At 31.5% G+C, this 12,118-nt stretch carries 10 protein-coding genes; 4 read left to right on the forward strand and 6 right to left on the reverse strand.

The window, feature by feature from the left end; genetic code table 11:
• Positions 1-1,445: folylpolyglutamate synthase/dihydrofolate synthase family protein (locus tag RWN11_RS05465; protein WP_314160765.1), on the forward strand; the 1,445-nt coding region annotated here is incomplete at its 5' end.
• 108 nt (positions 1,446-1,553) lie between these two features.
• Here the strand turns inward: RWN11_RS05465 and RWN11_RS05470 are convergent.
• Together RWN11_RS05470 and RWN11_RS05475 are read right to left on the reverse strand one after the other, a co-directional pair.
• Positions 1,554-2,312 carry a Cof-type HAD-IIB family hydrolase gene (locus tag RWN11_RS05470; protein ID WP_314160766.1) on the reverse strand — a complete coding sequence of 253 codons (759 nt, stop codon included), beginning with the start codon at positions 2,310-2,312 and terminating at the stop codon, positions 1,554-1,556.
• Between the two features lie 4 nt (positions 2,313-2,316).
• On the reverse strand, positions 2,317-4,023 hold the full coding sequence (locus tag RWN11_RS05475) for a PTS transporter subunit EIIC (RefSeq protein WP_314160767.1): 1,707 nt from the start codon (positions 4,021-4,023) through the stop codon (positions 2,317-2,319).
• A 238-nt stretch (positions 4,024-4,261) separates the two neighbouring features.
• On the opposite strand from RWN11_RS05475, the gene RWN11_RS05480 reads away from it, so the two are divergent.
• The gene (locus tag RWN11_RS05480) at positions 4,262-5,032 is read left to right on the forward strand and encodes a MurR/RpiR family transcriptional regulator (protein WP_314160768.1); all 771 of its coding nucleotides are present in this window, start codon (positions 4,262-4,264) and stop codon (positions 5,030-5,032) included.
• Positions 5,033-5,312: 280 nt separating this feature from the next.
• Here the strand turns inward: RWN11_RS05480 and RWN11_RS05485 are convergent, their stop codons facing one another.
• Genes RWN11_RS05485 through RWN11_RS05495 form a run of 3 tightly spaced genes read right to left on the reverse strand, consistent with a single transcriptional unit; the run spans position 5,313 to position 9,396 of the window.
• Entirely contained in the window at positions 5,313-7,931 is a 2,619-nt protein-coding gene (locus RWN11_RS05485) for a hypothetical protein (RefSeq protein WP_314160769.1), read from the reverse strand.
• Positions 7,932-7,954: 23 nt separating this feature from the next.
• The gene (gene ytpR / locus RWN11_RS05490; RefSeq protein WP_314160770.1) at positions 7,955-8,560 is read right to left on the reverse strand and encodes a YtpR family tRNA-binding protein; all 606 of its coding nucleotides are present in this window, start codon (positions 8,558-8,560) and stop codon (positions 7,955-7,957) included.
• 35 nt (positions 8,561-8,595) lie between these two features.
• On the reverse strand, positions 8,596-9,396 hold the full coding sequence (locus tag RWN11_RS05495; RefSeq protein ID WP_314160771.1) for a DUF1444 family protein: 801 nt from the start codon (positions 9,394-9,396) through the stop codon (positions 8,596-8,598).
• 178 nt (positions 9,397-9,574) lie between these two features.
• Between RWN11_RS05495 and RWN11_RS05500 the strand changes: the two genes are divergently transcribed.
• The gene (locus RWN11_RS05500; protein WP_314160772.1) at positions 9,575-9,835 is read left to right on the forward strand and encodes a transporter; all 261 of its coding nucleotides are present in this window, start codon (positions 9,575-9,577) and stop codon (positions 9,833-9,835) included.
• Positions 9,836-10,062: 227 nt separating this feature from the next.
• A complete protein-coding gene (locus tag RWN11_RS05505; protein ID WP_314160773.1) occupies positions 10,063-11,226 on the forward strand; it encodes a multidrug effflux MFS transporter in 1,164 nt (387 codons plus the stop codon).
• Between the two features lie 365 nt (positions 11,227-11,591).
• Here the strand turns inward: RWN11_RS05505 and RWN11_RS05510 are convergent.
• The coding region (locus tag RWN11_RS05510; protein ID WP_314160774.1) for a G5 domain-containing protein at positions 11,592-12,118 on the reverse strand (527 nt) is incomplete at its 5' end.

Genomic DNA, 12,118 nt, shown 5'->3' on the forward strand with positions numbered 1-12,118 from the left:
GGTGTTTATTTATGAATTTGAATTGTAAAATAAAATTTGAGAAATATTTAAAAGAGAATAATTTAGAAGATAAAAATAATACATTAGAACTTTTCAGTCAGTTAAGTTTAGAACAACTTGCTGAAAAACTTCTTACTTTAGATGAAGATGAAATTGTGAACTATGCAATTGAATGTACTTGCGAAGAACTTCTTATTACTTCATCATATAAAATAGAACGTACTGGGATGAAACTTGGTCTTCACAGAATGGAACATATTCTTGAACTTTTCGATCATCCTGAAAAAAATCTTAAGGTAATTCACGTTGCCGGTACTAATGGTAAAGGTTCTACTTGTTCTTATTTAAAAGATGTCTTAAAAACTAAGTATAGAGTTGGATTATACACAAGTCCTGGTATGCTGAGTTTTAACGATAGAATTCGTGTTAACGATGATTTTATTTCATATAAAGAAGCTTATCGTTTATTCAAACTAGTTCAAGAAACTTATGACCAAAATAATCCAGATCCAAGTGATAAACTATCATTCTTTGAAATTATTACAGGTGTAGCTCTATTGTACTTTAGAGAGCAAAAAACAGATTTCGTAATTATGGAAGTTGGTCTTGGTGGAAGATATGATGGAACAAATATTTTTAAAGAAAAAGTATTATCTATCATTACAAAAATCGGTCTAGATCACACTGCGATTCTTGGTGATACTCTTGAAAAAATCGCCTATGAAAAAGGTGGAATTATCCAAGAAAATGATAATGTTCTAATTTACCCTGCTTGTGAAGGTGTTGTAAATGTAATAAAAGATATCTGCCAAGATAAAAATGCTAGCTTAAGTATTTTAAATGAAAAAGATATTGTCGTAAAAAAAATTGAAGCTAGAGATAATGAATTTTCGTATAAAGGTGTAGATTATTCTACAAAAATGGTCGGTGCTCACCAAACTTTTAACGCATCTCTAGCTCTAGAGGCATTATCAAATCTGAAAAAACGCAATATTATCGATATAGAAGATAGTGTCATAAAAGAAGCCTTAAGTAAATCAGTTTGGGTAGGACGTTTAGAATGGATTCGTGAAAATATTCTTCTAGACGGCGCCCACAACAATGATGGAATAGATAGTTTAGTAGCATACCTAGATAATCAAAAATTCCCTAAATTGAAAATTCTACTTGGTATTCTTGAAGACAAAGACTACAAAGACATGATTGAAAAATTAAAAACTATCCCCGCTGAATTCTCAGCGACAAAAGTTCCAATCGAGATTAAAGAATCAAATCTTGATAATCTAGTTCAAAGTTTTGGTGATACTCATGTCACTAAATATGAGAATTATGAGGTTGCTTTAAACAGTATTATTCCAAATCTACAAGACAATGAAATTCTTCTAATTACAGGTTCACTTTATCTTATCTCAGCGGTAAGAGGTGAAATATTAGAGAATTACTAAAAATATTAAAAATCCAGAAGGTAACTTAAAAGTTAGCTCTGGATTTTATTTATTGATTTTAATACATGGGATAGAAAAAAGAACCAGCATCGCTGCCGGTTCTTTTTTCTATTCATAGTTTTCTATAAAATGTTTTATCGCCGCTGCAAAATCTTCTACTACGTGTGTAGCTTGTCCTTTTACTTCTTGTGGCGCGCGATTCATACAGTATGAAACATCAGCTACCTTAAACATATCCACGTCATTTCCTGAGTCTCCTAAAGCTATTACTCTATCATACCCTGAACTGATAGCTTCAATACCACTAGCTTTAGAAATATTTTTTGCTGTGATTTCCATACGTGTTGAACCAGATTTATAAATTTCTACTTCTGGAAATTTCTCTTTCATTACATCGTAATGATAATCTAATTGTTCTTTTGTTGGTCTTACGTTAATCTTATAAATTATTTTTCCTTCTAATATTTCAAAAGGATTTTCGACACAAATTAGCTCCATGTTCCATAATCTATCTTTTTTCTCATGGTCAAAATTACCAATACGCTGTTTCCCATCTAAAGCATCAAATATTAATTTGCTTTCTTTTAGATATTCGAATATTCCAGTTAAATCTTTAGTAGGAATATATTTTTCAAAAAGAACTTCATCTTGTCTTGTTACGACCGCTCCGTTAAACCCTATCATGTGTGTAACATCCATATCATTACCTTGAGCAATGTATTTGATTTCTTCAACAGAACGCCCAGTCGCAACTGAGAAATCCCCGTAATTTTTAGCATCATGATACGCTTTTAAATCTTCTTTTTCGACGAATACTGAATTTTTTACAAATGTTCCGTCTAAGTCTGTAACAAACAAATTCTTCATGAAACTATTCCTCCATACCAAGCATGTCTTGGATTTCCATTTTTAATACATTAGCATGAGATCCATAAATTGATTGCATTTGCATATCACTTTCTGCAAATCCCATAGCTCCAAGTTTCGTTGTAATACGTTCTTGGTCTACTACACTCTTATCTTTAACATTGATTCTTAAACGAGTTATACAAGCATCTACAGCTTCGATGTTATCTGGACCACCATGTGCTTTGATTAGCTCAGTAGCTTGTTTTCTAATTCCTTCTGGTGTTTTTTGTACTGTTTCCATTACTTCATCATCACCAGCAGTTGTTAAATCAGTTGTTTTTGGTTCTTCTTTACCAATTGTAGCGATTTCTACACCAAGTTTAGCACGAGCTTCATTTTTGTTAGATAAACGAACTTCATCACTATCTTCACGACCAGGTGTTTTAAGGTCAAATTTAACAATCATAAATCTGAATACAATGTAGTAGATAAAGAAGTAAACCACACCTACGATTGGTACTAACCACCAAGCTGTTTTAGGACCTTGAAGTACTCCGTAGATTACCCAGTTAATAAATCCGTGTCCAGTTGGAGTAGCAACTCCAGCTCCTAGCATGTGCATTACGAATAATGCTGAACCTGCTAAAAATGCGTGTACTACATAAAGAATTGGCGCTACGAATAAGAATGTAAATTCGATTGGTTCTGTGATACCTGTTAAGAATGAAGTACCAGCTGCTGCGAATAATAATGAACCTACAACTTTACGTTTTTTCTCATCGGCAGTTTTATACATTGCATAAGCTGCACCAGAAAGACCGAACATAAAGTAAACGAATTTACCACCATTGAATCTTGTAATACTTGGATCTACGTGTTGTACATTTGGATCAGCTAGTGATGATAAGTAAGCGTTGATTGTACCAACTACACGTTGTCCACCAATTTCCCAAGCTCCACCTAATTCTGTTGTACGAACTGGCCAGTTCAGACCGTGGTGAAGACCGAATGGTAATAATGCTCTTTCAACTAAACCATATAAGAATGTTCCAATAGGTCCAGATTTAAGGATAAAGATTGATAATACACTGATACCTTTTTGTACTGGAGGCCATACGAAGAATAATCCAGTTGCTACAGCTGACATGATTACGATAGTTGCGATAGGTACGAAACGTGGTCCACTGAAGAATCCAATAACTGTTGGTAGTTGAACTTTAACAGCCCACTTATGAACGAAGTATACTACTATACCTACGATGATACCTCCGAAGACACTAAGGTCCATTGTTTGAATACCAAGAACTTTTGTCTGCATGGCATTAGATAATGCTAATTTGGCTTCATTACTTGATAATTTGCTAGTATCTACTAATTTGTGACTTTGTACTAATAGGAAGTTAAGTACGTAGTGTAATACGATAAATCCTAATAAACCAGAAAGTGCAGCAGAACCTTTTTCACGTTTTGCTAAACCTACAGCTACACCAACCGCAAAAATAATCGGTAAGTTATTAAATGCTGTATCCCCTAATACAATTAGAAATTTCATAATAAACTGAATAATGTCATTTTTTAATACTGGGAACATTTTTAATGTGTTTGAATTACTGAAGGCAGTCCCAATTCCTTTAATAATACCTGCACCAGGAAGTACAGATACTGGTAATAAGAACGAACGTCCGAATTGCTCAAAAGCAGAGACGAATTTATTTTTTTTCTTTGCCATTACCTTTTCTCCTTTTATAATTTTGTCTAGCCATATTATACCAAATTTGAAAACGATTTTTCCTGTTTTGCCTAAAAATTTCTTTCTTTGTAATTAATTACTAATTCAGTAAAATTTTACTAGACTATGTAAATCGCTTTAAAAATAGCTTTTATTTTCTAAATTTTTATGTTATGATACATAATACTGAGTAAAGAAAAGGAAATTGATTAATAAATTTTACTCTCGGAGGCAACTTATGTTTTTTGACAATTTAAAAAATAACTATGATAAACTATCTATTTCAGAACAACAAGCTATAGATTATCTAATGAAACAAGATAATATCGAACACACGACCTTAAAGGAAATTAAACAGACTGTTCTTGTTTCATCTTCTACTGTAATTCGTGCTTGTAAAAAATTAGGTTATAATACCTTTATCGATTTAAAATATGATTTAAAAATGAGTAAGGAACTAGCTAAAAAGAATAAAAACTCAACGGCCTCTACCTTCCTTTCTTTAAAAGAACAGCTTAGCGTTGAATTTTCTAGGACAATGTCTATACTGAATCAAGATGATTTCGATATTTTTGCCAATAAAATAATAAATGCTCGTCGTATATTTTGCGTAGGTAGTGGATCAAGTTACATGGTCATGAGTGATTTTAATAGAAAACTTAAGCTAATTAATCTTTGGTCAAACGATTATTTTGAACATTATTCTATTAAAAGAATCCCTGATATCTGTAAAAAGGAGGATGTCCTATTAGTATTTTCTCTTAGCGGAAATACTACGGTTATCAATGATTGTGTTTTAGAAGCTAAACAAAATGGTACGACTATTTTATCAATCACAAGTCTTGCGAACAGTACCTTAGCTAAAATGAGTGACCATTTGATTAAAGTCTATGATGCACCAAAAAACAGAAAAAAAATCCGTTCTCGTCTAATGTTAAGTGTAGTTGGAATTATTTTATTTGAAACTATCGTTAACACTATCAGTCCCGGAGAATATGTAATCGATTAATAAAAAGGTAGTGATTCAAAAGTCCTAAATTTTAAAAAAAGTATATATTATAACTCATAAACACAGTGACCTATTGATATCTAAATTCGCTTTATAAAAGCTTTTTAGATATCTACTAAACTGTGCGGAGGACTCAACAAAATCTTGTTTCTTTGAAATCGCGATTTTTGGGTCGCTCCCACTCTCTTATCTTATTTGATTTATGATTTTTTTCATTCATCAAATTTAACAGCAAATCACAAAAAGGAGGTGAACTTATCTCACCTCCTTTTCTTATGTTTTAATTAGTCTTTTTGCTTTTAACCTTACTTTTAGGAACACGTTTAGCAGAACCTATATTCCAGACAGTTTCCTCTTGTGAAGCTATTTCTTTATATATATTCGCATTATTTTTCACTGCACCGTCTATTTCTTTAGATTCTACTACTTTTTTTTCTACTGATTGCTTTTCAGTTTTTTTTACTTTTGGAGTAGTAGTTTTTACAGGTTCATTGATAGAAAGCCCAGTAGTTGATATACCTACTTGTTTTTTTGAACTTTCTGTCGTATTGCGTGATGCTGAACCATAAACAGATGAATATACTGGCGACGGCTTGAATTTTCCTACGCTACGCGGTTTCGGTGTAATAGTATTTGAACTCATCATTTGTCCAGTTACTGATCTAGTAGATGTTGATAATCCTGATGAAGAATATTTTTCAAAAATAGCATCAAGTATTTTCTGATTATTTTCTATTTTCTCTTTACTTACAGGTCTATAACCGTAATCAACTGTTTTATATTCACCTAGTTTAGTACCATTTCCTTTATCGAAGTATTCAGAAACGTCATTAGTATATAATTTTTCTATATATTCAATTCCACGTTCTTCCTCTTCTTCTTTACTTGCTTCTTCATAAGATTTAATATCCTCTAATCTCTTCTCTGCAACTTCCTTAGGAACAACTTTCTCATCAGTGAACTTATCTACATCATTAGTAACTTTAACAACTTTATTATTTGGTGATACTTCTCTTAATAAGCTATCAATGTTCACTGAATCAACTGACTCTTCAAGGTAATTTTGTTCTTCAAGTTCTTCGATTTCCTCTTCATCTAAATGGTAATCGCTATAACCTGATAATTTATCTTTCTTGACCTCTTTGAATTCTTCATACTCCTCTACTTCGATATCTTTTATCTTAGCCGCTTCTTGAACTAAATCTACATAAGACTTTTCTTTTTTATCTTTTCTTAAATCTTCTAGGTTTTCATTCAGTTCTTCAATTTCAGGTAGAGTTTCTTCTTTTTTCGGAGAAATATCTATATTCTCAGTTTCTATTAGTTCATCTAAAGCTGTTTTTTCTTGAATACTTTCAGCCTTTTTACCTTCGTATAAACCTTTTCTGAAGTTTTCTACATCCTCTGTAACCTCTTGACTTTCTTCAAATCTGTCACCCACAAGTTTTTTACTAACTCTATCAATATCATCTTCAAATAAATCTTCAGCACCTTCTAGTATATCATTTACAGAAGTATATTTAAGTTTCTCACGACGACTTCCTTCTGCATCTAGTTCTCTAACTTCAAGTTCAGGAGTTTCTTTTTCATGAGTTTTGTTTTCTTTAGCACGAATTTCATCGAAAATACCGTCTAATTTTTCGTTTTTCTTAGCATATAACGGATTGTCTTTTTCGATTTTATCACTTCTTCTCTCAAGAGTATTAAAGTTTTCTTCGAATTCTTGTCTTGCCTCTTTATTTTTAGTGATTCTTTCTTCTTGAACAGAAGCTTCTTCTTTGACTTGCTCTTTAAATTTGCCTGCTACTTCTTCTTTCAACTCACTGCTATCTTTACCTAGTACTACACTGTCTCCTAGAGAATCAATTTTATGATCTTGTTTTAATCTCTTAGTTCTAACAGCTGCCAGCGTCGGATGCGTTCTTCTCGGTGGATTTTCATCAAAGATGTCAACATCGCGTATTTCAGAACCTGTTACTCCAAGTTTTTTCAATGCATCACCTAAATCTGTTACTTTTCCTTTTGAAACTACCTCTTCTTTTTCTTCATATTCTGTAATATCAATTTCTTCAAACTTAGGTGTTACTTTCTGTTCTTTTTCTTGTTCTACAAACTCAATTTCAAGTTCATCCTCAGATTCTTCTATTTTTTCTACTTTTGATTGAGCTTTTTTCTTATCAAGATTTTTATCTTCTCCAAAGTCTTCTTCAAAATTATCTAACACGGCATCTAGTTCTTCTTGATCAATTTCATCATCACTTACATTGAACAATTTATCTTTAAGTCTTGAGAAGAATCCTACTTTTTCCTCATTTTCTTCATAGTCGTCTTCATAGTCTTTTTCTACTACTCTAGATTTTTGTCTTTGTTCACGTTTCTGACGCTCTAAATATGTTTTATAGTCCTCAGCCTCATCATCTTCGTCTTCTTCATCTAGATATTCATCATCTAAGAACTCTTCATCTTCTTTTTTATTAGAACTGAATAATCCTTTAAGTTTAGAAATAAAGCCATTTTCTTTTTTAGATTTTTTCTCTTGCTTCAAATCTTCTTCGTAATCATCTTCATAATCTTCAAAGTCATCATAGTTATCTACTTCGAAATCATCAAGATTAACTTCTTCATAATCTTCAATCTTTTTAGATTCTTTCTCGTCACGTTTTCTAGTACTACGTTGTGAACTAAATTCATCCTCATCAAATGATTTTTTAGTTTTATTAGAACTAAAATCTATTTCGAAATCCTCATCTTCATCAAGATAAACTCTTTCTTTTCTTCTGTTTTCAGCTCTTTTTTCCCTACGTTCAGCTAAATCGTCTTTTCTCTCTTTTTTAGCTGTGCTTTCTTCGTATATCTCATCTTCGTTTTCTTCTAAAAACCATTTTTTCCAATTTACCATATTTCACACCTCCTAATTAGATTTTATTTAAGATTCAAATCTTTCACGCGAGTTCCTACTTTAGCATTTTCATCTAATACTAAAATACCTCTTGCTTCTTCTTGTGGTAAACCTAGTTCGCGTTTTGAACATAGCATACCATTTGATTCAACTCCACGTAGTTTTGATTTTTTAATTAATAGACCACTTGGCATCATTGCTCCACTTAGAGCTACTACTACCTTTTGTCCTGCCTCTACATTTGGAGCACCACATACAATTTGTAGTGTTTCTTCTTCATTAACTTTTACTTCTGTTACTTTTAATTTATCTGCGTCTGGGTGTTTTTCACAACTTAAAACTTCCCCAACTACAAAGAACTCATCATTATTACCTTCTAGGTCAATTTTAATTCCATTTTTTTCTAATCGTTTTTGAAGGATTTCTTTTTGCTCTTCTGTTAAATCGATACTACCTTCTCCATCTAATTTTAAGTTCTCAACATTAAAAATATTTAATCCTACTAAAGCGCCATTTTCATCTTTAATTAGTGTAATATTCTTCTTATCTTCGTATGTTACCTCTTCCTTACTTTGAATAGTAATTAATAATGTTTCTCCTAACATCTTCTTATTGTAAAAAAATAACATGAATCTCTCTCCTATAATAAATTTTAATTTTAAAGTTATTCTACAAAAATAAAATAACTCTCTAGTTCTTTTCCATCGTATTTAAACGTTATTGTTGTTATCGGTACTAGTCCTTCTGTAAAAAAATGAACCATCATTTTTTGTAAAACTTCTAGTCCTTGCTTATTCTGTACATCTGCAATTATCAATGTATCTTGATGAGGTAAACCTACATAGAATGAATCACCTATTTTATCATAAAAGTAATTCAAGACATTTTTATCGATTATTCTCGCCCCATCGTAACCGTCTTTTGCATTTAGGAAATAGAATTTATTTCCTGCAACTTCATCCACATTATACTTAAGTGGTAGTTTTTCTAAATTATCTTTAGCATATCCTAAAAATTCTTCTTCAGTCTTAGAAAATCTACTTAAAAAACTACCATCTAATAATTTATAACCATCTTTAAAATCATAAGCTAAATATATTCTAGTTTCATTTGTATGATAAAAACTAACAAGATTTTTCTCGTTATCTTTGTTAAAACTACTAGCTCTAACCACTGGAAAAATATTTTCCAATAATTCATCCTCAGTTATATCATCTATAGAAAGTTTTTTTTGTGCATTGAAGTTTCCTACTATGTAGTAAACAAATTCTTCTATCTTCTTGTCACTTTCGCTAGTTTTTTTATCTCCTAACTTCCTTATAAAACTATCTATATCAATCTTAGCACGGCGATTTTCATATTCTAAAATAAAAACACTGCTTTCTCTTTCTCGCCTCTCATGAATTTTTAAAGTAGGTAGTTTTTCTATTATTTTTTCAAATATATAATCTCTTGAATAAGACATACTGCCTCCTATTTTGTGTATAATACGGCAACTTAATTATACCATATTCATTCGCATTCAATCAACACAATTAAGCAATATATACAAATATTATTCACTTTTTTACAGTGTATATATTTTATTGCACCTTTAGCTTTATTTTGTTATAATTTTATATATATACTTCGGAGGATTTTTTATGGATATAGAAATAAAAAGAGCCGAATTACAAACAAAATACAATAACTGGATTAATAAGAATACAAGAAGATTAATAGTTGCTTTTATAGCTTATATAGTAATTATCCTTATAAATTTTTTACTATTAAAAAAACCTAAGATCACTCTTTTTTCTAGCTTCTTATTTTTCACATATACAGTTTATGTATTATCATTAATTTGGTTTATAAAAAATAAATTAATCGCAAATATCGACTCTGTTGATTTCGATGTGAAATAAAAGTACTTAAATTAATCATGTAGGATTATTTAAGTACTTTTGTTATTTTCTGTATATTATTATAGATACTATTTTTAAATTTTTTATAAAATATACCTTTATATTTTTAAAAATGAAAACTGAAAAATATATAAAAAAATTTTTTCAAAAAACAAAAAAAACTTACGAAAAAAATTTTTTTATGCTATAATCTGTTCATATTTCTTAAAAAATCGAAAGGAGTCAATATGATATTAAAAAGAAATTCTAAATTGTTTCTAGTGCTCTTTCTAGGAACTTTATCGGCTTTCGGGCCTTTTGTTACAGATTTATATTTACCTGCATTACCTTATATGAGTGAGTTTTTTAATGCTAGTACTTCTACTATTCAACTTACTCTAACAGGTAGTATGGTCGGACTTGCATTAGGACAGCTACTTATCGGACCTATTAGTGATAGATATGGTCGTAAAAATCCATTAATAATTAGCTTAATAGTTTATTTAATAAGTACTATATCTATTATCATTTTTCCTAATATATACGCAATGATAGTGTTACGATTTATCCAAGGTGTATCTTCTGCAGGAGCTGTAGTTATTTCTCGTGCTATTTCTACAGATTTATACCACGGACGTGAATTAGCTGCTTTCTTTGCCCTACTTATGGCTGTTAACGGCTTGGCACCTATTCTTTCTCCTATCCTAGGAAGTTTATTACTAGAACTTACAGACTGGAGAGGAATTTTCGTTACACTTGCACTGATCGGTGTAGTTTTATTAGCTGTAAGTTTGAAATTCCATGAATCTTTAGCCGTTGAAAAACGCTTAGATGTTCCAATAACTAAGACATATTATTCTCTTGTATATGTTGTGAAAAATAGATTATTCTTTGCTCTTGTTATTATTCAAGGATTTGCCTTAGCTGCTATGTTCGCCTATATTGCGGCATCTCCATTTATCTTACAAACTCATTATAGCTTAAGTCCATTAATGTATAGCTTATGCTTTGGTCTGAATGGTTTTGCTATAGTTTTAGGAAGCAAGAGCGCTGGTAATTTCAAAGAAAAAGCTAGTATCAAACTAGGGTTATCCCTTATGTTATTAGTTAGCATCTACCTTGCAGTTGCACTAACTCTTACACTACCTTTCCTATTTATCGAAGTAGGATTCTTCCTTCTTCTACTAGGATTAGGATTTATTTTACCTGCTGGTTCTGCTATCGCTATGAGTTTAGAACGTGAGCGTGCTGGAAGTGCCTCGGCTTTCTTTGGGTTTGTACCATTCTTCTTAGGTGGCGTTGTTTCACCATTAGTAGGAATTGGAAATATCTTCCACTCTAGTGCAATAGCAATCGTAATTTGTTCAGCTATATCATTTATAACATTCAAACTAGTTGAAAAGAAAATATAAAACAAAAAATCTAAGTTATAAAATAGGATGACCTCTCTACTTTAGAGATGAGTTCATCCTCTATGACTTAGATTTTCTTTTCTAGTTATTATAAGACTTGTTTTATCCCTTTATTTATGATAAGTTGAAAGTGAAAAATAATAGCAGGTGTGTTAGGGAGCAACTCAAAAATCGTGATTTTAAAAAATCAATTTTATTGAGTCATCATAAATAAAAAGGGGGCATAAAGATGTATATTCCAACAATAGTAATAATTTGTATGGTATGTGGCGCTATAGGTGGAACTATAGGTTATTATCTTACAAAAAAGAATAAAAAAAGAAAAAAATAAAGAAGACGATTAATCGTCTTCTTTTGCTTATTTATTACATTCCCCAAGCTGATAAACCTTGTGCTTGATATGCACGAGTTGCTGAGTCGATTTGGTCTTGAACTGTTGCTGTAGATCCCCATCCAGGCATTGTTTGGAATAATCCACTAGCTCCAGAAGCATTTCTAGCTCCTACTTGACCATTTGATTCACGAGCGATGATGTGTTCCCAAGTTGATGCTGGTACTCCAGTACGACGAGCCATTTCTTGAGCTGCTGCTGCTCCATCTGCCCCTGCAGTGTTACCATTTGATAGTACAACAGATCCACCTGGTGCTGAATATGATTGAGCTGGCGCTGCATAAGCTTGTTGAGCTGCTACTTCTTGTTGTTGAGCTGCTGGACGTTGTTTAGTTCCTACTACTACAACTTTTGCTGTAGCTTCAGTGATTACTTTCTCAGAAGCAACTTCTCTAGATACTTCTTTACCTTTTTCTCTTATAACGTTGTAAGTAACTTCTTTCTCACCATTTTTACCTTCAACTTTTGTAACTTTTTCATCTACATATTTAGAATCATCTT

Source organism: uncultured Gemella sp. (assembly GCF_963519265.1).
GTDB lineage: Bacteria > Bacillota > Bacilli > Staphylococcales > Gemellaceae > Gemella.

What these genes read in the sequence shown, in the direction of transcription:
- RWN11_RS05500 (WP_314160772.1), top strand. Translation starts at nt 9,575, where the DNA reads ATGGATATAGAAATAAAAAGAGCCGAATTACAAACAAAATACAATAAC.
- RWN11_RS05480 (WP_314160768.1), top strand. Translation starts at nt 4,262, where the DNA reads ATGTTTTTTGACAATTTAAAAAATAACTATGATAAACTATCTATTTCA.
- RWN11_RS05485 (WP_314160769.1), bottom strand. Translation starts at nt 7,931, where the DNA reads ATGGTAAATTGGAAAAAATGGTTTTTAGAAGAAAACGAAGATGAGATA.
- RWN11_RS05475 (WP_314160767.1), bottom strand. Translation starts at nt 4,023, where the DNA reads ATGGCAAAGAAAAAAAATAAATTCGTCTCTGCTTTTGAGCAATTCGGA.
- RWN11_RS05505 (WP_314160773.1), top strand. Translation starts at nt 10,063, where the DNA reads ATGATATTAAAAAGAAATTCTAAATTGTTTCTAGTGCTCTTTCTAGGA.
- ytpR (WP_314160770.1), bottom strand. Translation starts at nt 8,560, where the DNA reads ATGTTATTTTTTTACAATAAGAAGATGTTAGGAGAAACATTATTAATT.
- RWN11_RS05495 (WP_314160771.1), bottom strand. Translation starts at nt 9,396, where the DNA reads ATGTCTTATTCAAGAGATTATATATTTGAAAAAATAATAGAAAAACTA.
- RWN11_RS05470 (WP_314160766.1), bottom strand. Translation starts at nt 2,312, where the DNA reads ATGAAGAATTTGTTTGTTACAGACTTAGACGGAACATTTGTAAAAAAT.